This is a genomic window from Thalassospira mesophila (genome assembly GCF_002115755.1).
GTDB classification, from domain to species: Bacteria; Pseudomonadota; Alphaproteobacteria; order Rhodospirillales; family Thalassospiraceae; genus Thalassospira; species Thalassospira mesophila.
Window position 1 is genome coordinate 14,479 of the sequence record NZ_JFKA01000018.1, and the last position, 21,789, is coordinate 36,267.

Here is a 21,789-nt window from a genome sequence, read left to right on the forward strand (position 1 = left end):
CAACTCCTTATTCTGAAAATGCCTGGTAACTTCACAGGCTGAAAAGTGCTAGCTATAGTGCATTAATCTTTTTAGGTGCAGTATTTGTCATTATGTCAATTATCGAGCAGTTTCTTGAAATAAAATATAAAGGTGAGCGTTTCTCTGGTGGGCGCTTGCCGCTTGATGTGCTTGCCGATTTGCAGGCGTTGGAAGAAATATTGGCGACCTTTGCGCGGGAGATTTGGCTTAAGGAAAATGATCGTGAGAGGATGCCAAAAGGATACACTGACTGGTTTCACATGTCTTTGACCGGGGTGGAGGATGGTAGTGCTCTACCAAAGCTTCAACTTCAAGTGAACGAGGACCAGCAGAGATCTCTGGATGGCTCAGATACCAGATTTAGTCTGATGCAAAAGGCAGAGACTGAGTTTTTTCGTGTAATCAAAGCTGCTGCTGATGGCGACAAGGTTACATTGAGCCCTTCGCAGATAAGAAACTTCAATCGTTTCCTTACCAATCTTAAGCCAGGTGAGGCTTTTCAATACACTTCTCGTCCTACTTCGGGCAGCACGTCGGGAGAAAACATTGTATTTTTGGATCTAGAGCGTCGGAAACGTCTCTTGACGAGCGTTACGTCGACTTATGAACAGAGAATTCAGGGGCGGGCACGATTAAAAGGTGTCGAAGAAGAGGGAAAGCTAAAATTTTTCAGCAATAGTCTTAAACAGTTTCTTGTTGTAGACAACTCTAGGCCCCCAACAGAATACGGTAAGCATATTGGCAATTACTACGAGTTTGATTTAACTGTTGAGCGCCGACACGATGATTCTATTTCAAATGTAATCACCATACATGAGCTTTCGCTTTTGGAAAACCCTGTGATTAGCGCAATTGACGAGATGGAAAAACTTCCAAAGGGGTGGTTGGATGGTTTTGGTGAGCCGATCAGTTCTACCGTAAGAGAAGCAGCAAAAGATTTTGTGCTATCCATTGATCGTGATATCCCAGAATTCTACGCAGTTGCTCCAACCGAAGAAGGGGGAGTGTTGCTTGAATTTAAACAAGATAATTGGGACTACGGTGTCGAATTTAATTCTGACAGCACAGTTTCTTATTTTGGAATAGATTTTCGGGGAGAAGGCGAATTTTCGAAAGAATACAGACAAGATGAAACGTCGATTCTTGAGGTGAAAATTAAGGAGGACATTTGTAGAAATGACTGAGAATCTTCTCTATCGTCAGGTTCACCCCACGCATTACATGAATGGTCTAAGTAGTGGTGCGTTTCGTCCAACTCCGTCGGATCAAGACCAGCTTTCAGTCGATTGCTCGAGTTTGACGACACCGCAACTAGCATTTGAACTACATCAGAAAAAGACTAAAGAAGGACCAAATGGTGAGCGTATCCCCTTGGAAAGTGCAGGAACTTGGGGATTTAGTCGTTATATATGTGTTGAAAATGGTTTGATTGTTAAGAGTGATCCAATTAGTGGCGAAGAACATCAGCCCGATAATCAGGCTCATCACTTGGTGGACTTTTCTAATATTCCTGGCGACCTCAAAAAAAATAAAAATCGAAATGTTGCAAAAAAATTGCGAAATGATGCCAATTCAATTGGATGTTTGTACCCTGTAGAAAAACTGTAGATAAAACATATCGGTGCTTGGGGTTGAACTGACTTTTGATGATCAATTACGATTAAGAAGTATTTTCTGGTTCATATGCGTCGATCTATTTTTTTTTTGTTTTTAAATACGTCTGGCTCAGCAATAACTATCGTGTTCTCGGGATTAAACCGCCGTAATATCTCAGCACTCGCTGCAACAAGACGCTGCTTTTCCTCTGTCGGCAGACGGAGTCTGTTGACAATGTCATAACTACATATGTCGGCCAAATCCCGGTTTCTTGAGCTGTTCGGAGACACCGCTCCCTCTTGCTCCTAAAATCCGGACTTTCGCTCTCTCCCGCAAGGTAGCCGTGAGAGGACGCTTACCGCTAGATTTCTGGTTGGAAAAAGGAGCGGCAGAAATGAAAGCATCGAATTTTTCGGACGCACAAAAAGCGTTCATTTTCCAGCAGAGACTTGGCCAATAGGCGCTTTCCATCGCTCATGATCAACATATGAAATAGGTGTGAAGCATTTCTTGTCATGGCCTCATTCAGGCAGAACAAACTCTGGCCATAGCTTGTCTCCTCCTAATACAGATATGGGGGTGTCGATGAGAGGAAAACGATCCTTTGTGCTTGCCAGCAGAACGACAGCAGCATCGGTGCCTGAGAGAGCGTCCTTGTTTATCCTTAATGGTTCGGTCGTAACGATAACGCTCGCTCCTCCGGTGCGGGGGCTTATTCTGAGCGTATTGTGATCAATTTCCTCCGCGATCAGGCTAGGATACCCATTTAGGGTCAGGGATTCAGAGGCGTTCGTCTCATCGCTTGCTTCATCGGCTGTAATAATCGCCTCGTATAGCGTGAGCAATTCACTCTCATCACTTTCAGGTCCCCATAGGATACTATCAGCAAGCGTCCGCTTTCGGCGCATCAACGATTGCAAGAGACAGTCGAACGAACCGCGTTGCAGACGTGGGTGTATGGCAAGAGGAATGTGGATCGTCACGGGTCGCGTTTGGCCGATACGATGGGTGCGGTCATTACATTGCTCCTCGACCGCCGGGTTCCACCAGCGGGTGAGATGAATGACATGGTTGGCGGCGGTAAGGGTCAAGCCTGTGCCCGCAGCCCTTGGTCCAAGGATGAGGACGTCGAACCCCTCATCGAGGTCTAGATGTCTTTGGAACCGCTTGGTAATCTCATGGCGATGCGAAATCGGTGTGGAACCGTTGATAATGTCCACGCGGGCGAGGGCGAATTCGATTTTTACTAATTCCGCGAACCAGTGTTGCACATCAAGGCTTTCAACGAAGACCAGGGCGCGCTCGCCTTTGTTCTTGATGCAGGTGAGGATATCCATAGCTGCGGATATCCGGGCCGACGAATGAGTGAAGCTATCCGGTGCTTCGCCCTCGATCAGCCCTGGATGCAACGAGGTTCGACGGATATGATGAAGGAGCCCAAACAAGGTTTGACCGGGCCGACGTGCCTCATCGTAGCGCAAAGCTTGCACCGGCGGCATAATGCGGGGGTGAAGGACCCGCGTTTTGGTCGGCAGCTCGCGGGCAACTGTTTCCTTGGTTCGTCGCAGACCAAGACTGGGGTTTCCTGCCTGGGGTTGAAAGATAGCTGCGTGAAGGGCGCGCATATTTCCTGCCTTGGGGGTATCGAACGTCGTTCGGAAATCAGTGAGTGCCCCAAGTGCCCCCGGAAACAACTGGTCCATTACAGCCCATAAATCGCGTGTTGCGTTCTCAACAGGTGTTCCCGTTAATCCGATCCGAAAGTCGGCATTGACCGCTTTAGCAGCGACAGCTCGGAGTGTGGCCGGGTTTTTTACGTTCTGTATCTCGTCGAAGACAACTACTGAGAACTGATTTTCAGTGAAGCTGACAGCATAGTTCGCTAACGTCTGGTAAGTCGTGATTGCTATGCGTGGCGTGTTGCCCTGGTAAAGTTCAGTGAAGTCGAGCCTTGCATGGCCATCCTGTATATCGCGGCCTCTGACATCGGTTTTGCGCGATTGTCGCAGTTCTGGTCCATAGAGCCGTACGGGATTACCCCAAAGTCCGGGCTCCAGATGGGCTTTAATCTCTTCTTCCCAGTTCCGGAGTAATGAAGTTGGTGCGACAATCAGGATTGGGCGATTGGGTATAGCCCCACTCAGTATTCCTTCGATCGATAACCAGGTCAGGAAGGATAAAGTTTGCAGTGTCTTTCCCAGCCCTTGTTCGTCGGCATTCAGGATGCCGGGCAGGCCGGCCTGCCATGCTTCTACTTGCCAGCGAAAGGCTTCAGTTTGATACGGACGCAGCTTTTGCTTGACTGCAGCGGGCATATTTGAGTTCAGGGTCTGGGGACGTTGCCGTAACCGTTCGCGAAACTGAAGTTCCCAGAAATTGTCGAGGGTGACCGGAAGAAAGGCAGTTACCTCGTCGTTGGGAACTGTGCTTTCTTTGCGTGCCAGATAAAGTTCAAGGCGGCGTTTTAGGGCTTCATATACAAGCGGTAAAGCGGGAACATCGCCATAGGCTGTTGGTACGGTTGGCCGGTTTTCTGCAATGGCTTTTACCAAGGCTAAGACCAGTTCTTTTAAATCCTCGTCTGGAATTGTACCGAGAAGCTCGCCCAGGGCCGCGTCGATATCGTTTGGTAGCCAACTGGTGCCGCTGCCATCTGGTACTGCTATTTCAGGCTTTTTCCACTTGCGGATTTCAATTACACGCTCGGCCCATTCGCGTGTCTCAGCCCAAGCTGATTTGAAGGCGGACTCAACTGCTTCGACCTGGTCTTGAGGGGATGTAAGTTCGTTTAGTTTCCCGTCCTGACGGAGCGCATCTTCTATCGCCTCAAAAATGATTTGTTCGGTATTTTCGAGGAAGTTCAGCTTCTCTTCTTCGGAAAGGGCGGCATGCCGTGAGATCACGTCGACCACGGGCATCGCGGATCGATCCAGAATCAGATAGCGGTTGTTGCTAATTTTATAGGCGGGTTGAGCGCCTTTTTTGTTTGCCTCTTGTTTGAAAGTTTCAAGCTCGTCTCCTGCGAGGGGGGAGCTTTCCGTTGATGCAAGGTCTTTTTCGCCAAGTTGGCTTGAAGTGAAGGGGATTGGGGCAAAAGAAGATGGGTTGGTTTCGTCGATGGAAAGTCCTACCCGGTCGCAAGAGACAATTTCGATATGCTTTAAAAATCCTTCGGGTTGAGCACCGTCACCCTCGACCATACCAATAGCCTTACGGAAACGTGCCAGGGCTTCCCAATGCTCCGGCAGCGGTGCAGAGCTGTTAAAGGATTTTGACAACTCAATCGCGTCGAAAATTGGTGCCGGCAGCCGCATACGTTTAGAGCCGCTTTGGACTATCGACCCAATTCGGTTTAATTGAACCTGACGCCCGCCCTTTTCCCACCACCATTCGAGGGCGAAACGTTTGCTGCCTACAGTGGCAGGTGTAGCGGCATGGAAATCAAAGCCTGATAATCGGGGGGGCAAGCCCAATACTCTGGCAGAAAAGTCGTCCACCCTCGAGAGCATCCAATGGTCAAGGAACAAGGTGTCCGCTTCAAATCGATGATGATTGTTATCCCGATCTAATCCTCTGATACGGGCAAGAGTGATAGCGAACACGCGATCCGATGTCTTCAAGCTATCGAAGTCAACACGTTCCCGTCGCCGAAACCGATCCATCAGGCCTTTTCGTTCTTGCGCAACGCTCAGTAGGCCTCCATTCGTGTCTACTGTGAATTGGAACCGGTTCATGTTTGTTTGATCCTATCTCTGACCCAGCCTTTCCAATCACCGGTGTGTACGCGCGCATCAGCGTGAGGCTTGGGAAGCAAGATCTCGTTTATATTGTAGCTTGAGGCATAGAGCTGCGGGGTTGGGCGTATCGGGTTTGGAAAGGTATGGATCCTGAAATTGTGTGAACCCTCGACAAAAATCTTCTCGCCGATCCTTATGAATAATAGGCAGGTTCCTTTGCGCGGTATCTGTCGGCCAAAACTAAGGTAGGATTTATCCCCGGTGCGTTGATGCAGCTTGTTCGCTATTGGAATAATGTCATCGCCAAGTGCGAACCACGCTTCGTCTATACGGCCGTCTTCATAAATGCTCATCCAGAAAAGCCGCCGACCAGGCCAATGGTTGTTGTTTTGTGTGTCCTGCTCCGCTTCTGTAACCACCTGGAACATGGCTTCCATGCTCTTGCGCGCCAACCATTTATTCAGAACACGCCGATGAGGTGCCGCAACGAGATTCCAGAATGCAGGGTTGTCGCGCCTTGGATCACCGAACAGGGTGATCAGTCGATCAATGCACGTTTCGCGATAGTCGGGAGGGCATGATGCTGTTGTCCAGGGAGACAGAATGCAGTCAATTACTTCAGCCGAGCGTTTGTCATCCAACTTTGCCGCGTCGGCAGGTGCTGCCCATGACAGGAGTTTATCGAGAGCTGGAATGGTCTTAGGGTTCGGGTTTTGTGTTAGAAATGCTGTGTGGGCTGATTCCATGAAGCCTGACCCGTGTGGCGCAGGGAGGCCCTCTTTGATTAGCCAATGGTACGGGTTTACGACGGTCGCCATTCGATTTCCAATTAATTGAGGACCAGCTTCAATATCCAGAAATTCGGGGCATGAGAGAAACAAGTTCTGCCAACGATTGGGTAATTTGTCGGCGCGGGCTATGAGCAGGCTGTGTAAATGGGATGTCTTTGCTGAACCGCTCGACCATGTTTCCAGATATGCCCGTGCTATGGCATCGAGCAGACGCGGGTTGGTTGTCGCTATTGCTTCTGCAGTCAGAAACGTTTGGAGGTCGTTGGGTATAGGGAGTTCTTCTAACAAAGACGCGAGCAGTGCAATGGCAACATCACCGGTAGAAATTTCTTGCCAGTTGGCGGTGCGGGCTGACGCCGCTACACGTTGCACTATTGTCTCGGTATCGTTAGGGATTTTTGTTTCAACGTCCGGAAAAGCGCGTTTGATCTTCGTAACGGCGGTTTCTAACGGAACCATATCGAAGGACCGGGTTCGGAACTCTGGACTTAAGACAAGAAGATCAGCGAGGCTCATCTTGCAACCCTTCTTGCCAATATGTCGCGAACACGAGTTAGGTCTTTGATATTTCGAGGAATGGCTTGTTCTGTAATTGGCGAGAACATGATGAAGCGGATATCTATCCGACGGTTGGCATCTTTTCCGCCGTCAATTGCCTCATTAGCAATCGGACGTCCTTCGCCGTAGCTAGCCACGGAAAAAATGGGTTGTTTTTGAAGATTGAGAAATTTCAGAAGCATTGGATGTGCCGATATCATCACATTATAAATTGATGCACCTCTGCCTGCTCCAAGCCCCATATTGTAAATATCGTTTCCATCGCTGTCGGTATGACCTTCGATCTGAATCGCATCAATAATAGTAGCGTTTGGATTGCAGCTTTCGGTCATGGCTGCATTATCAACTGTAAAACAACCGATTTCCGCGCTTAATATAGCTGCGATCTCCTGCATTTTTTCACGACCGTCCCGTGACGGTTTCTGTTGCCCGCGTGCGAACAACCCGTCGCCGCGAAATTGCAGGGCATCTTGTTTTAGTGAAATTTCAACGTCGATTTGGTCGTCAATTTCTTTGATCCTGCTGCGCACACGATTCAGTAATGACGCCAGTTCGGATGATGCGAGAATGTTGTAGCGGGCTATGGGGTTTTCCGTCTCTTTTTCGCGGAGCAATTCATGCAGCAGTTCGATTTCCGCGCGTAGGTCTAGAATTTTCCGCCGCAGGTCGTCGGTTGGGCCAACATCCAAATCCTCGCGCAAGTTGGTCAATAACGTATTTCGTTGCTGGAGTTGCGCTAGCAGTTTTCGTTTCTCGACAGTAAGCGATTGAATTTGCTGTTGAAGGGTGCCAATCACGTTCTGATCGGTATTTTTTACCAGTTCGTCATAAAGCAGCAGTCGCTGGTGCATTAAGGCGATCTGGTCGTCTCGCTCGTCCAGCAGCTGTTTCGGTACGGTTTCACCTGGCGAGATTTGCGTGGCGAAAAAAGCAAGAAGGATGATGACAATAAATAGAAAGCCGATTGTCATATCGGTCATCGAGATAAAGACCGATTCCTCCTCTTCTTCTCCACGCCGACGACGGAAAGGGTGTCTCACGTTTCGACCTCGTTAGGTTCACCTTCATTCGTCGACTTGGCGATGCTTTCCGGTTCAAAGGATTTGGCGTTCTCAATTACAGTCTGAAGCACACCCAATGCTTCCACGAACCGATCTTGAACGCCGGAGCCATGCCGTTCCAGCCGGTCGATGGTTTTTGCTACTTCGTCCTGATAGGTCTTGAACGCTTTTTCGAGTTGTCCGTCGTAGGCTGCGGCCCTGCTTTCGAAGGATCTGATAAGGTCCCGGAGGGCGTTCATCGTTTCGGTGACAATTTCTTTTTCTTCGGTGATGGTTGTCTTGGCTGCGTTGACCATCGACACCGAACCTTCAGCAATTTTCAAGCTGTGATTGTTCGTTTCCTTGATGGTCTCTAGAAGGGAAGGAGTGGCTTCTCCGACAGCTTTGCCAGCAGTTGTTAACTGCGTACTAACCTGTTCCAATCGTTGGACAGATGTGTCGAGGGTTTGCGTTGATGCTTTTAGTGTGGTGTCGAATTGCTGGGCCGCCTGCTGAAGGCTGGTACCCATGGTATCAAGAGCGTTACTTGCTTCTTCAATCCGGGTGCAAAATTTTTCGAGAGCGCCACCTAATCCTGATGTAATATTTTCGCCCAATTTCCCGACCATATTGTCGATGTTCTTTATAGAGCTTTCGGTAACTTGTTTGAGCGGCGCGGAGAGCTCCGCAGTCATCGTTGTGATCAGGTCTTTCATGTCTAAAGTTTGATCTTCGACCGCCCTTAACTGCTTTTCGGCCAGCCCTTCAAGGCTGATGAAGTCCATTTTTTCCTCAAGCTTGACTGTAAAAGCATCAGCCTGATCCTCGATTTTGTGAACACATAATTTGAGCCAGAAATTCAAAAGAATAGAGCAGAGCAGACCTGAGAGAGAAATGGTGAACTTCGCAGATGCCTTACCGAGTAGGATGCGTAAAGCATTCATTGTTGCCGTTTGATCAGTAGTCTGGCCGTGAGGTAGAATATCTGCTGTGGAAGACAGTACAGCAACCAAACCAAGAAACGTAAAGAACAAGCCGACAGAGACGAACAAAGGGGGGTAAATGCGGTAGAACCTTAGCGAGAAACCGAGCTCATCGGCGTTCAGGAATGCTGATGGCCGGATTGCGTTTTTTACCGTGGTTTCATCGCCTGAACCTATTTCCAGAAGAGTTTCGCGGAACTCCTTAAATGCATTAGCCAGTCGGTGCGCGGGGCGAGTTTTCTGTGAATTTAATTTTTCCTCAAGGCTGGAAAGATCCAAATTTTTATGTCCGGATGCAGCCTTGTCGACGCTTATAATTGCATTTTTATAGGCAGTAATAAAAGAGCGGGACTTGTATCCGATCCATATCCCTAGTACCGCTGCAGCAGTAAAAAATATCAGGCTGAGAAGTCCTGGCCAATAATCGGCAACAATCCAGTTGGCGATATAGAGAATTATCTCACCGGTCTTGGCTCCCGCCGCCATTGCTTGATTTATCAGGTTCATCGTTTGCCTGAGCGGACATTAATTTGTGTGGAATCTTGTGATGCCATTTTTAGTGATATTCCCCCTCGACGAGCTCGATCAGAAGTAAATGAATGGTGACTATACGTGCAGTCATGATTGTACGCATGATTGTAAAATTCTCTCAATACTAATGTCGTGAGAGAAGTACATCGGTTCGTCTATGGGTTTTTTGATACAGCCTAAAATTGTTTATAAACAATGTTTTCGTGATTCCATAAGCGGTGCTTGACAGTCGCCGATTGTGGAATTGACTAGGCCTGAACGGGGGTGAGAACAATATCATCTATCCCATTAACCTGATGATTGGTGCCTGAGATGGTTTATAAGCATGGACCGCTACAATTCCATCCTTATAAACCATCGATTGTTCTCGGAATAATTACGATTTTCACATCAAAACTGCTGAGTTAGTGTTCGCCCGAATAAAACAGTGAATTTTAGCCCGACCTTGTACAATGTTTTCTCCACTTGGCTTGTCTTGCTGTGGCGCAATATCTCCCCAAACGACGTAACATTTCGCGCCCTGTCGTGTTGCGATGACGGCGGAACAACTAGTGTCGCACCGCGACGGCATTAGCCGCCTCCTGTGCCAATTCTATCGGTCGATTTTCCTTGGTCATATGCGCATCCGTCGCCGCGATAACGATCTGATGCTTGGGATTAAACCGCCGTATATTTTCCGCCACAGGCTTCAGGTTTTCTGCCTTTACCGCCCATACAACCGGCTTCTGTGTCAGACGGTTTAGCTCGATGGCGCTGACCCGATTCTCGGCGATCAGAATTGGCTCTTTCGGATTTCTGGAGAGTTTGCCCCCGACGACATGATGCAACCCTTTGCCGTCACCCGGCCCGGTCCGCATTTCACCTGATCCGTCTTTATCAATTCGGTATATCGCACAGAGACGATTTCCGCTGTCTTTGAGCGGCACAAGAACCTCGCCGGCTTCGTCTACACGATAGTTTGCCCATGCTTTTGCCGTTCCCATCTCTGGCCGTTCTGCAATGGTTTTCCTGTCGGGTGTGGAAGCCTTTTGCCAGGCGATCCATGCATCATCGCCAACCGGTGTGGCCAGTTCATTGCGCAGGGTGGTCATGGTCGGGGCGGTAGCGGGATCGGGCACGATTTCGGCTTTCCAGACATTGCGATGCGTCTCGATGGTTCGGCTCTGCCATAGACCCTTTTCGTCGCGATAGCGTTCTTCAACCTGAACTTTCTTCTTTTCGGCAATTTCAAGCGTGATCCAGTCGCCTTTGGCGGCACCTGATTGTTTGACACAATCAGCAATATCAATCCCCCAGAGAATGCGTTCGGTTCCGTCAGCGTCTTGCAGCTTCACATAGCTCGATTGTGATTTCCGGGGATCAAAATTGTAAGGGGCGTGGCCCAGCTCCAGCAGCCGGGCGGCATTGCGCCCTGATCCATTCCGGGCATAGTCCTTGAAGGCGGATGCCCTTTCTGGCCGGACGATCTGCACGCCCAGTTTTGCGGCCTTTTCCGTGTCCTCGACACTTTCTGTGGCATCAAGCGCAACAACAATCCGGGCGTCACTGTTGCGCTGCCGGATCTGTTCGGCCAATGCGGCCCAGCCATCGGGTTCGGCGGGCACCATCACCGGACAGTTGGTGGCGCGATGCAGGGCCGCCGCATCGGCGTAATCCCGGGCAATGATAATAGTGTTCTTGTCACGCCGTCGTTGCGGATCGATCATATGGCCAGGTGGGTGTTCTGGATCCGTATCCAGCACCAGACGTTGTTGCCCCTGTTTGTCGATCAGCATGACGTTTTCAATCCGGCCAGAGCGATCTTTCAGCGGGACAGCGACCTCGCCATCCGCGGTCAGTTTGACGCCATAGCCGCGTAGGCCCGCCGTTTTAAGCCATGGGGCATTGCCCGGCTTGGCCCAGTCGGTGCAGGCATCCCAGACCAGAAAAGCCTGATCGTTGGTTTCATGAGCAAAGGCGCGGCGTATCCCGATTGCGTCATCCTGATCGGGTAGGACCACGTTTGGAATGCCGGGGAGAGCCGCCTTTGCATCGCCCGCAATGATCGGCGTGATCTCCGGGCTGCGACGTTGGTGTTCCGCAATCACCCGGCCCAGATCCGCAGGATCGGCCACAATAACAATCGGTCTACGGGTCGCCTCATGGATTTTAACGGCATCGGCATAGTCACTGGTAAAAATGACAGGGCCTTTGGCGACCTGCTTTTTCGGATCAATGACATGTGTCAGGCCGCGTGCCCGGCTATGGCCAATCTCCATGATTTTACCGTCTGGCGCATAAAGACGCACAGCCTGCATATGGCCATTACGATCCTTGAACGGCACAAGAAGATTGCCGTCCTCATCCATGCGACAGCCCCGACCGGTCGAACGGGTCTCTGACAGCCAGGTCAGGGATTTTGCCGTCGCCCAGTTCCCGGCTTCTTTCCACGCGGCCAGCGCCGGGTTGGCCAGTTTGGTCACCGGTGTGGGTCTGTCATTGCCAAACACCAGGTGAAGCAGTTCCTGCTGGGCGATCAGGAACACCATGGCCAGCGGATCGCGATAGGCCTCACTGATCAGAAACAGTTTCCAGTTTGAGAGGGATCGACCGAGCAGGGTGCTGTGGGTCGGGACCAGTTTGCGGGTGCCAAGATATTTGCGCCAGAGCGGCGGCATGGCAGGGTGGCGCAAGGTGGGGCGGTTTTTATAACGCCGTTTGGGGCGGTGTGGTTTGCTCTGTGTGGCTTGTTGTTCCTCGACCGGTGTTTTAAACTGCCCGAACTTCTTTTCCAGTGCCGCCTTGCTCATGGAACGATCTAGCGCGGATGCCTTCATGCCTTGGCCATCGGGGCCAAGCAGGACAAAACCGTTGCCGCGCTTTTTAAGGGTGATGTCGTAATCTCTTAAAACGGCGTGCAGTTCCTGCCAGGTCTTTGCTTCTGCCGTTTGTTTGAGGATCTCGTCGCGATGGCCAAGCACATGGGTTTGAAAACTCTCCTGCCATGTCTGGGATTCATAATCCCGTGCCGAGGGCGAAAGTTTAGCGCTGTTATCCATACGCTGCGCCATGCCGTTATCAACAAACAGCCCGTATTTCTTTTCAAGCTGGCGCGAGACACGATCCAGAATTTTGTAATCGCGATAGGGCGTGACCACCTGAAGGGTTTGCGGATGCACCTTGTTAAAGGCGATATGCATATGGAAATTGTCGGTGTTGATATGGGTACCCGCAACATATTGATGGCCGCCAAAACCCAGTGCCTCGGCATAGGTCCGGGCAATGTCCTTGAGGTCCTGTTCAGACAGTCTTTCTTTCTCCCCGGGGCGGAAAGAAACAATCATGTGATAGGATTTGTCTTTGACGTCGGGCTTTAAACGCCGAACCGCGTCAATCTCGACGAGTGCGAGATCAAGATCTTCGCGCTTTTCGCCTGCGCCGCAATTGGCAATCCAGAATGTGTCGAGTTTCTCCCCGGGTTCTTTGGCCGCCGCGATATAATGGGCCAGTTCCTTGTAGTTATCGGCGACATTCGGGTCTTTGGGGATCTTCTTGGCAATCATGGGGCTTTGTGCCGGATGGAGTGATCAATCTGTCGCACCAGATCTTTCAACGCATTTTGCGTCCCTTCGATCTCGACAATCAACTGGTCAAACCTGACCAGCAGATCGGCACTGAGCGGTTCATCGAGTGCGAGCTTGAACAGGTTGCCCAGACGCGCCTGATCGGCATTGATTTTGAGCAGATCGAGAATGGCCTCGGAAGCGGCAAAGTCGCGGGCATTGGGCAAGCGTGTGCCGACAATCAGGCGGCGGAGCAGTTCCGACCGGCTGAGACGGAGTTGGCCAGTCAGGGTGTCGAGACGGGCCAGTTCGGCGGGGTCGAGATAGGTTTTAACCAGGTTGCGGGTGGTGGCCATGAGGTCGTTCTTTGTCGTGAGAGAAACGAAGCGAGATGACCGGCAACGTCCCTGCGCTGCCGGTCATTGATTAAGGCTCACATCGCCACTTGCTGACGCTGCTGCTGTTTGGGCGCGGGCAGGGACCGGGTTTTTTGCACCTTCTGCGCAAGGCCCAGTTCCTTGATCTGCTGTTTGACGGTTTTGGCAAAGCTTTCCATGCCCCGCGCCCCATGCAGATCGTTAAAGTCGGTCAGCCCGGCCTGTTTCTCTGCCGGGGAGAGATTGGGCCGGATAACCGACGCATCGACCAGCGCCGCCGCCCGTTCGGCCCCCTTGATGCCGGGATTGATGCCTTGTTTGGCTTCCACCCCGTGATCATCATCGGCGGCAAGGATTAGCGGGCGGTTAGGGAAAGCCTTTTGCAGGGCTTCGGCGACCGGGGCGAGATTACCACTATCCATGGCAATCGCGGTTTGATGGCCGGTGGCCATATTCAGGCTTTTGCCGGTGGCATAGCCTTCGGCAATCAGGATCGGGCCTGTGTTGTTTTTAGCGGTGCCCGGGATCATATGCATCAACCCGGTCTTGCGACCATCCTTGAGGAAGCGTTTGCTGCCGTCGGGCGTGATCATTTGCAGGTTTTCAATAAAGCCTTTGGCATTGGTCATCGGCATTAAGAGGTTGTTGTTGGCATCGGTCTTCAGCGTCTCGCCACCCACCTGCTTGCGTTGTAAATAGACATGATCGGCAGGGGCGGCGTCAGCGCCCTGCACCATGGCATAGGCGCGTTTGGCCACCTGCTTGTATTGGGCCTTGAGGTTTTCTTCCATCTGCGCCTTGCGTGCCGCAGCTTCGGCCTTGCTGCGTTCAATTTCGGCGGGGTTACGTTCGGCAGCTGAGCTGACCCACTTGATCGCCTCGTTGCCGGATTTGTAATTGACGATATTGCCCGCCGGAATGCCCTCGATAAAACCACGATAGGAGCCGCTTTTCTGGCCCTTGCGGTCGCCCTCGACCGAGACCCGGTGCCATTTGCCATCCATGCTCGGCGGGCCGTCAATCACCAGACCATTTTCCCGGCACGCGAGAGCAAATTCCTCTTCGGGCCGCATCCGGGATTCCGGCTGTTTGGTTGTTGTTTCATTCCAGCGGGCAAAGGGCTTGAGATCGGCATCGTCGCGCACATACCAGGACTTGGCGCGCCGGTCCCATTTGGCCCCGAGCGATTTGGCATCATTCTTCTCGCTGTAAGGCACATTGAGGTAATGACGTTTCTTTCCAGGGTTCAGATCATTGTCCGGGGCGAGATCATTTGCGACAGCTTGTTTGGGACGGAGGGCTGGTGCCGCCGTCGTGGCCAGCGCTGCCGCCCGACTTTCCTGCCGGGCCTGTTTTTGCTCGGCAATGAACCGCTCCGCCATTGTCTGTCCCGGATCGGCACCGAGGCTTTTGACCAGGTCACTGGTGCGTTGTTCTTCGGGGACGACCCATTGCGGACGCAGCGGCTTAAAATAGTCCTGATCGCGATGGGCGTCATACATGGCCGAGAGCAGTTCGGCATGTTTGGAAGACCGGCCTGCGAGGTCGGCCATGGTCGAGAAGGTTTCCCGTTCCTGATTAAAAGACCGTTCTTTCTTGTCGGGATTGTCAGAATATTGCCACCAGACATCGAGGTGTTTGAACGCGGCCCCGGCGTCATTCAAGGCTCGGGCCTCGGCATCGGGCAGACCGTCAAGACGGGCGGCATGCAACATCCAGTCCTGTTTGATCTTGACGGCGGTGTCTTCGGTCTGGTTGGCAAAGACATGGTCCGCAACCCCCTGCGCCGGATCCGTGCCAAGGCTTTTGGCAAGGTCGGTTGTGCGTTGTTCGGCGGGAATGAACCAGTCGGGGCGACGGGGTTTAAAATGATCCTGATCGGGATGGGCGTCATACATCACCGAGAGCAGTTCTGCATAGCTGGTGGTAAAATTCCCCAGCTTGCCCATGCGGGCAAAGGCTTCCTGCTCGTGCAATGTTGCGCGCGCACGGATGGTCGGGTCATCAGAGCTTTGTCCGGCGATATCGATCTGATCAAAGGCGTGTTTAGCCTCGGTCATGGCGATGACATCCATGTTGATCATGTTTCCAAGCAGGCTGGCATGGTGCATCCAGTTTTGTTTGACCTCCTTTTCGTTCCAGCCCGGGATGTCTTCGTGTCGTTCCGGCACAATCCTGTTTTTCGTGACCATGTTGGCGGCCTCCTTGCGCTTTTCTTGCGCCAGAACCGGTTTAAGCTGCTCGCGCAGCCCCGGTTCCATGATCCAGCTTTTGATGTTTTCGGCATCACGTGCGGCGGTGAAGAGAACATAGCGATCTTCTTTGATCGCCTTCATCCAGCTGCCAACATAGGCGGCATGGCGTTCCGGATAATGGCCGAGCCCCAGTTCGGTGGTCAGCATGTAGCTGCCAATCTCGGCGCGCAGTTCCTCTTTGGCATAAACCTCCGAGCCAAACGGCCCGAACTCCCGGGCCATTCTGGATTGATGGCCAGTGGCATGACCAAGCTCATGTAAGGCGGTTGCGTAATAGTCATAAGGTCCGTTAAAGGCGTCTTGCGGCGGCAGATGAATTTCATCACTCATCGGGCGGTAAAAGGCGCGATCTCGCTGATCATGAAAGATCGGCACATTGCCCTGTTTGAGCAGCTCCTCGGCCCGTTCGACTGGCTCGAAGGTCGGTTCCGGGGCAATCCACGGGGCCAGCCCGTCGATCTGTTCGGCATTAAAGACCACGGCATGAAAGACCTGGGGACGATCAAGGCGCACTTCGCGGTTTTTGGCCTTGCCATTGTCATCAAGGACCGGCTTGCCGTCCTCATCAAGCACGGGGCGCTTGTCGGTCCATTTCCAGTATTCGATTTTGGTGCCTTTTTCGCCCTTGCGCACCTGGGCGTCTTGCTGGGTGGCTTGCCGATAGGTCATCCAGCGCGGGTCTTCATGGCCGCGTGTTTCAAGCCAGATGGCATTGATGCCGCGATAATTGGCCCCCGAGACGGGATTGAACGGACCAAGCCGGACCTTGCCCGCGTCCCACGGCTTTTGCCACGGTGCTGTGCCCGCTTCGATATGGGTCAGCAGTTCCTCGACCACCTGATCGCGATAGGATTTTTTCTCGCTCATTTGCCGCGCCCTCCATCGAGAGCGTCATTCCCGCCGGGATCGCTATCCCCGGCAGAGTTCTCTTCTGTCGTCGGATCAAGGCCATCAAAATGGCTGTCGAGTGCGTCCTGGTCGGACAGACCGGTTTCCCAAAACGCGCCCATGTCTTCGGCAACATCGGGATCCACACTGAGCGGGCCGTTTTCGCCCGCGCGGGTGACACTTTCGCTGGCGAGCTTGAGATAATCGGCCTCGGACAGGTGCGCGTTGGCGTTGACGTTGGCGCTCGCATTGGCATTGCTGCCGCGACCGGGATCAATCCCGGTCTCTTCAGTTTTAACCAGATAGATTTTGGGTGTGTCAGACATGGGATGTCTCCTTTTGGGTGCTGGACGGGGGAGGGGTTTGCGTCATCTTTGGCGGACGGACCTTGCTTCGGCTGCGTAAAGCCGGATCAAGGAAATAGAGTTTCTGACGCCCGAGAATGGGCGGACGACCACCAACAAAGATCAGGGCGTCGCCGGGTTGGGGTTTTTTCTTGCCGTCAGGATCGACATCAATCATGCGCAGCCGCATGATTTCATCGGCGGTCAACAGATCGCGTGAGACTTCCTGAAGGTTTTCCGAATGGGATCCTTGCGATCCCGGCTTGCCCGAGCGTGAATGTTTGCGCTGAACAATGGTCTGTTTGCCTGCCAGCTTTGACAGCAATTCTGCGGTCGGCAGTTTGTTGGGCGTAAAGGCAATGCGGACATGGCAGTTGGCAAAGATCGACTCATCCTTGCCGTATTTTTTATAAAGCTGCTCGATATTCTGAATGATGATGTAGGCCTTGATGCCATAGCCAGCCATGAAGGCCAGCGCCTCTTCAAAGATCTCGAGCTTGCCCAGCGACGGGAACTCGTCGAGCATCAGCAACAGCCGGTGTTTGTAGCCCGGTATTTGCTCGCCATCGCCAAATTCCATCTTTTCCGTCAGGCGGCGCATGAACAGGTTCATCATGATGCGGATCAGCGGGATCAGCCGATCCTTGTCGGCGGGCGAGAACACCAGGTAAAGCATGGTCGGTTTCTCGTCATTCATCAGATCATCAAGGCGAAAGTCACTGATCGCGGTGTTTTCGGCAATGATCGGATCGGCATACAGGGTGAGCTGGGTTTTGGCATTGGAATGAACGCCTGATCGTTCCTGCGGGGCCTTGATCGCCATGCTGTTGGCCCCGCGTTTGACCTCCTTGTTGACATGGGCAAAGCCATGGTCATAGGCGGCCATGGTTTGCAAAATGGCGACGAAGTTGTCTTCCGCATCCATGTTGTCGCCGTTTGAGGAAGGCGTTGGCGGCGTTGCACCGTCTTCGTCTTCAACGGCCCCGTCGGGCGGGGTAACGGTGCTGATGCCGGAAAGAAAAATGTTCACATCATCAAAATTGGCGGTGCGGTGCTGTTCTTTTTGCACCTTGTAGCAAACATGGAGCAGCACCACCGAGAGCCAGCCCCAGCCTTCCTCGCGCCAGTAATTACCGGCAATGCCTTTGCCATCGGGATCGACCACCATATTGGCGATGTTCTGGCAATCGCCGATGTCACGCCGGCTGTTGATGCGGATTTCGGCGAGCGGATTAAAGCGCACCGTTTCATCATTGTTGGGATTGCTGGGATCAAAGCGCAGTACGGTTTTGCCCTGATCACGGTTCCAGCCAGCGGTCTTGGCATAGTTCTCGCCCTTGATATCAAGCACCAGCGCACTTTCGGGCCATGACAGCAGGGTGGGGAGAATGATGCTGACCCCTTTGCCGCTGCGCGTCGGGGCAAAGGCCAGCACATGCTCGGGGCCGTGATGGCGCAGTTCACGCACCTTGCCAAAGAAACGCGGGAAGCCGCCAATCACCACCCCTTTGGCGGTGAGAAGCCGGGCCTTTTTAACATCACGCCAGGTGGCCCAGCGGGCCGAGCCATGCAGTTCCTTGCCCTTGCGCGTGCCCGAGATCGTGTCATTGCGCGCCCGGGCCGAGAAGATGGCCAGCACAATCAGGACCAGCATGCCGGACCCAAGAATGACCAGGGCCGGGTTTTGCATATTATCGGGCAGACCGGCAGGATGAATGAGGGTGGCATACAGCCATTGCCACCAGTCGAGATGGCGCGGATCAAAGCCGACCACAACATGCCAGTCGGCAATGACGCCAGCCAGCATGCCAAGGACGACGACGAACATGGCAAAATGATAAAGTTTTGCGGTCATGCTGCCCTCCCATCCTTGAGGATGTAATGGTCATTGCCGGGCTGCCAGAGATCGGTAATGCGGCGATAGCCGTCCGGCCCGCGTTTGATCTGAACGACAAGATCAATCATTTCGGTGAGGAACTCCGGGATGCGGTCCATCTTCATGCCTGCCCAGGCAATGTTCTGATCGAACTTGCGGTGAATGGCCTGACGGGGGCTGGTGGCATGAATGGTGAAGGTCACACCGGTGGTGCCGGCATTAAGGGTGCCAAGGGCGGCAAAGGCATTTTTGGTGCTGATCTCGCCAAACAGCACCCGGTCGGGGGTGATGCGATTGACGTGATCAAACAGAACCCGCCAGTCGACCATGCCGGTGGTGACAGAGCTTTCGCGTGCGGCAAGCAATCCATTGCCATCCCAGAAGGGATCAAGGGCCAGCTCCATGGTGTCTTCAAGGGCAATGACCCGGATGTCATCCGCGAGTGTGGAGAGCAGCAGGTTAAGCAGGGTGGTTTTGCCGGTATTGGTCCCGCCCGAGATCATGATGTTTTTGGCACCGAGCATCGCCTCGGTCAGAACATCGCGCACTTCGGTTTCGCAGGCGATGCGATGAAGGGGCAGGGTTTCTTCGAGCGGTGTGCCCGCGTTTTTCCCTGCCGGTGGGACAATCTGATCCCAGCCCGGGGTGAAGGGATGTTTGCAGCGAATGGCGAGGCTCAGCCCGCTGCGCACCGATGGCCCGACCAGACATTCAAAACGATGGCCTTCTTCAAGGGCGGTCGAAAGAATGGGATGGGTGTCGCCGTCAAAGGGCAAACCACGCTGGTTGCCCAGACTGCGACAGATGCGTTCGATCTCGGCAAGACTGAGGGCGGCATCAAAAATGCGGGTTTTGCCTTCGCCGCGCCGATCCACAATGATCTCGCCGGGACGGTTCAGCCGCACCTCGACGGTTTGCGGATCGTCGTAATAGCGCGCCAGCGGGGCCATGATGTTTTTATAAAGCGGGTTGATGGCGTTCATAGCGGCCACCCCCAATTGACAATGCACTGGCTTTTGATTGCCGTTGTCAGGGCCGGATAGGCCGGACCAAAGGCCTTGAACCAGACCTTCAGGCCGTTAACCTGCACATTGTAGATCGAGGGGGCCGCCGCCGTTGCCCGGCAACTGTTCGAGACCGGCTCCCCGATGGTTGTGCCGTCCTCGCGAACAATGGTTTTGGTGGCAATGGCATCGGTGAAGGCACAGTGATTCATGCCGGTGTCGGTGCCGCTAAATTCATGCTCGCCGCCGCCGGTGGCATAATTATAGCGCAGCGTGGTTGATCCACAGACATTGGCCGCAGAGCTGTAATTGGTGCTGGTCAGTACATAGGTGGCGTGGGTATCCGCCCCCCAGCTAATCTGTGCCGAGCAGACATTGCCTTGATTGACCGGGTCGGCATCCCCAACGGTTAGCGCATATTTGGTGCCATCGGGCCGGGTGTAGTTTTTAACCAGATCCTGCCCGGCAAAACGGGTGCAGTCTTCATACCAGACGTCGCTGTTAGGTGCGGTGCTCTCGCCGTCATAGGTGTAGGGCGTTTGCGCGGTGCCGGGCAGAACTTCACTGGTCTTGATGTTATAGCGCCCTTGCGGCGTACCATCGATATAGACGGTGGACAGGGCATAGGCGAACAGCTGATCATCATGGGGCTGCCAGCCGGTAATCTCGATCTGGTGGGTATAGACCTGATCGCTTTTCTGGCAGTCGCTGATGAACTCCTGCTTGTCGTCATAGAAGTAATAATAACGTTCGCTGCCATAACTCTGGCCGGCACTGAGGCTATGGGTCCAATAGGCCGGGTCTTCGCAGCCTTCGGTGGTGGCGACCACCTCCATGCTGGTGGTGTCGGGCGTGCAGGCGGTGCGGAACTGTTCCAACCCGTTGACCAGAATACGCACCCGGCTTTGCAGGGTGACGGTCTTGCTGTTGGCATTGATCAGCGGGGTGCAGACATAATCGCCACCCTCGCTTTTATAGATGGTTTCATGGGCAAACTCGGTGCCGCTATCGGTGCAGGCGGTGCTGTAGGAAACGCCACCCAGCTCATAGACATATTTGTGGCGCTGATAGGAGACACCGGCATCAAAATCATCGCGAATGTCGCAGCCTTCGCTGGTGGCTGACATCACAGCCGGGGCAACGTCTTCGGACGGGCTGCAATCACGCACTTCGATTTTGCGGCCATTCTGGTTGGTGTAAACCAGCTTGGCATTGGTAATCACGGTGCCGGCGTCATAATCAAGGCTGACCCGGCAGGCCGAACTGTCTTCGACAATGTCAAAGCGGGCTTCGGGATCGGGCTGGCACTCGCCATGTTCCACCCGGTTGCCCGAGCCATCGGTGTAATAATAGATGAAGGAAGCTGTGGCGGTGCGGGCATCGAGATCTTCGATATAGGCGCACGCACTATAGCTTTTATTGATCTTGTAACGTTCGTCGCCATCAGCACAGGTGCCGTAAGATGTTTCGCCATCGGTGGTGGTGGCCATGCGGGTTTGCTGGATCGCTTCAAGCTGATCAAGATCGATCCGCATCTTGCAGCCCTCTGCCGTGATGCGGGTCGAGGTCTCAGGGGTATCATCCAGCTCCAGCGCGCCCGGGGTGGTGTAGGACCCGGCATCGGGGTTTTGGGCCGCGTTTGAAGCAACCGCCCCGTCCGAGGCCCCAACCCCGGCGTCCTCGACGTCCTTCTTGCTCGCCGTTTCGTCCTCGCCCGTGACGGCAAGGCGTTTAAGCGCCGCAATCAGTTCGCTCTGATCACCTTCGACCGTGATCGGGGCTGCTGGATCCAGCGTGGGATCGTTTTCAAGGGCGAACTGAGCAACAAAATCATCGGAATTAAGCGCTTCAGCCCGGCCATCTTTTTCGACACCGGACAGGACAAGCTGGCCGACCTTTTGCTGATCGACCTTCACATAGCGGGCATAGGCTTTTGCCGTCACCCCTTCGGTCAGTTTGGCATCAGCCCCGGGCACATCGACCAGACCGAGATCAAGGGCAATGGGGGTGTTCTCGGGCAGTTGGGCAGCGGTTTTACTGCGCGTGATGATTTTGACCTTCTTGACCATCGCGGCCATGTCGGGATCATCGCTGGACACATCCCCGTTTGACCCCGAGGGGGTTTGCGTAACGGCAGCCCGGGCGGCGGCCAGATCCTGATCGGGGCTTTGGGCATGGGCATGAATGGCAAGCGTGGCCAGACCGGCCCAGACACACAGCACAAGAGGCAATCGCTGTTTCATGAC

13 protein-coding genes are annotated in these 21,789 nt (G+C 53.3%); 2 read left to right on the forward strand and 11 right to left on the reverse strand.

Annotated elements, in window-relative coordinates; translation table 11 throughout:
* Positions 1-92: 92 nt before the first annotated feature.
* Together TMES_RS20990 and TMES_RS22720 are read left to right on the forward strand one after the other, a co-directional pair.
* Positions 93-1,205 carry a hypothetical protein gene (locus TMES_RS20990; RefSeq protein WP_085586275.1) on the forward strand — a complete coding sequence of 371 codons (1,113 nt, stop codon included), beginning with the start codon at positions 93-95 and terminating at the stop codon, positions 1,203-1,205.
* Positions 1,198-1,629 carry a hypothetical protein gene (locus tag TMES_RS22720; RefSeq protein ID WP_143589764.1) on the forward strand — a complete coding sequence of 144 codons (432 nt, stop codon included), beginning with the start codon at positions 1,198-1,200 and terminating at the stop codon, positions 1,627-1,629. Before TMES_RS20990 ends, TMES_RS22720 begins: the two co-directional genes overlap by 8 nt.
* A 509-nt stretch (positions 1,630-2,138) precedes the next feature.
* On the opposite strand, the gene TMES_RS20995 is transcribed toward TMES_RS22720, so the two are convergent.
* From TMES_RS20995 to TMES_RS21045, 11 genes are all read right to left on the reverse strand, one after another.
* Positions 2,139-5,351: a DEAD/DEAH box helicase gene (locus TMES_RS20995; RefSeq protein WP_085586277.1), complete on the reverse strand. Its 3,213-nt coding sequence runs from the start codon at positions 5,349-5,351 to the stop codon at positions 2,139-2,141.
* Positions 5,348-6,661, reverse strand: coding sequence for an EH signature domain-containing protein (locus TMES_RS21000; RefSeq protein WP_085586279.1), 1,314 nt, complete (start codon positions 6,659-6,661; stop codon positions 5,348-5,350). Before TMES_RS21000 ends, TMES_RS20995 begins: the two co-directional genes overlap by 4 nt.
* Entirely contained in the window at positions 6,658-7,683 is a 1,026-nt protein-coding gene (locus tag TMES_RS23215) for an OmpA family protein (RefSeq protein WP_085586281.1), read from the reverse strand. Before TMES_RS23215 ends, TMES_RS21000 begins: the two co-directional genes overlap by 4 nt.
* A gap of 56 nt (positions 7,684-7,739) precedes the next feature.
* Positions 7,740-9,233, reverse strand: coding sequence for a hypothetical protein (locus TMES_RS21010; protein WP_085586283.1), 1,494 nt, complete (start codon positions 9,231-9,233; stop codon positions 7,740-7,742).
* A 572-nt stretch (positions 9,234-9,805) separates the two neighbouring features.
* Positions 9,806-12,799 carry a TraI/MobA(P) family conjugative relaxase gene (traI, locus tag TMES_RS21015; RefSeq protein WP_085586285.1) on the reverse strand — a complete coding sequence of 998 codons (2,994 nt, stop codon included), beginning with the start codon at positions 12,797-12,799 and terminating at the stop codon, positions 9,806-9,808.
* Positions 12,796-13,155, reverse strand: coding sequence for a ribbon-helix-helix protein, CopG family (locus TMES_RS21020; RefSeq protein WP_085586287.1), 360 nt, complete (start codon positions 13,153-13,155; stop codon positions 12,796-12,798). Before TMES_RS21020 ends, traI begins: the two co-directional genes overlap by 4 nt.
* Before the next feature lie 77 nt (positions 13,156-13,232).
* A complete protein-coding gene (locus TMES_RS21025) occupies positions 13,233-16,298 on the reverse strand; it encodes a zincin-like metallopeptidase domain-containing protein (protein WP_085586289.1) in 3,066 nt (1,021 codons plus the stop codon).
* A complete protein-coding gene (locus TMES_RS21030; protein WP_211275981.1) occupies positions 16,295-16,645 on the reverse strand; it encodes a hypothetical protein in 351 nt (116 codons plus the stop codon). The genes TMES_RS21025 and TMES_RS21030 overlap by 4 nt, the downstream gene beginning before the upstream one ends.
* Entirely contained in the window at positions 16,638-18,518 is a 1,881-nt protein-coding gene (locus tag TMES_RS21035; protein ID WP_085586291.1) for a type IV secretory system conjugative DNA transfer family protein, read from the reverse strand. The genes TMES_RS21030 and TMES_RS21035 overlap by 8 nt, the downstream gene beginning before the upstream one ends.
* Positions 18,515-19,522, reverse strand: coding sequence for an ATPase, T2SS/T4P/T4SS family (locus TMES_RS21040; protein WP_085586293.1), 1,008 nt, complete (start codon positions 19,520-19,522; stop codon positions 18,515-18,517). The genes TMES_RS21035 and TMES_RS21040 overlap by 4 nt, the downstream gene beginning before the upstream one ends.
* Complete coding sequence (locus TMES_RS21045; RefSeq protein WP_085586295.1) at positions 19,519-21,786, reverse strand: hypothetical protein; 2,268 nt, start codon at positions 21,784-21,786, stop codon at positions 19,519-19,521. The genes TMES_RS21040 and TMES_RS21045 overlap by 4 nt, the downstream gene beginning before the upstream one ends.
* Positions 21,787-21,789: the final 3 nt, after the last annotated feature.

Bases quoted from the DNA above. Each gene is read 5' to 3' on its own strand.
- TMES_RS21020 (WP_085586287.1), bottom strand. From the start codon at position 13,155: ATGGCCACCACCCGCAACCTGGTTAAAACCTATCTCGACCCCGCCGAA.
- TMES_RS21035 (WP_085586291.1), bottom strand. From the start codon at position 18,518: ATGACCGCAAAACTTTATCATTTTGCCATGTTCGTCGTCGTCCTTGGC.
- TMES_RS21030 (WP_211275981.1), bottom strand. From the start codon at position 16,645: ATGTCTGACACACCCAAAATCTATCTGGTTAAAACTGAAGAGACCGGG.
- TMES_RS21025 (WP_085586289.1), bottom strand. From the start codon at position 16,298: ATGAGCGAGAAAAAATCCTATCGCGATCAGGTGGTCGAGGAACTGCTG.
- traI (WP_085586285.1), bottom strand. From the start codon at position 12,799: ATGATTGCCAAGAAGATCCCCAAAGACCCGAATGTCGCCGATAACTAC.
- TMES_RS21045 (WP_085586295.1), bottom strand. From the start codon at position 21,786: ATGAAACAGCGATTGCCTCTTGTGCTGTGTGTCTGGGCCGGTCTGGCC.
- TMES_RS21000 (WP_085586279.1), bottom strand. From the start codon at position 6,661: ATGAGCCTCGCTGATCTTCTTGTCTTAAGTCCAGAGTTCCGAACCCGG.
- TMES_RS20995 (WP_085586277.1), bottom strand. From the start codon at position 5,351: ATGAACCGGTTCCAATTCACAGTAGACACGAATGGAGGCCTACTGAGC.
- TMES_RS22720 (WP_143589764.1), top strand. From the start codon at position 1,198: ATGACTGAGAATCTTCTCTATCGTCAGGTTCACCCCACGCATTACATG.
- TMES_RS21040 (WP_085586293.1), bottom strand. From the start codon at position 19,522: ATGAACGCCATCAACCCGCTTTATAAAAACATCATGGCCCCGCTGGCG.
- TMES_RS23215 (WP_085586281.1), bottom strand. From the start codon at position 7,683: ATGACCGATATGACAATCGGCTTTCTATTTATTGTCATCATCCTTCTT.
- TMES_RS21010 (WP_085586283.1), bottom strand. From the start codon at position 9,233: ATGAACCTGATAAATCAAGCAATGGCGGCGGGAGCCAAGACCGGTGAG.
- TMES_RS20990 (WP_085586275.1), top strand. From the start codon at position 93: ATGTCAATTATCGAGCAGTTTCTTGAAATAAAATATAAAGGTGAGCGT.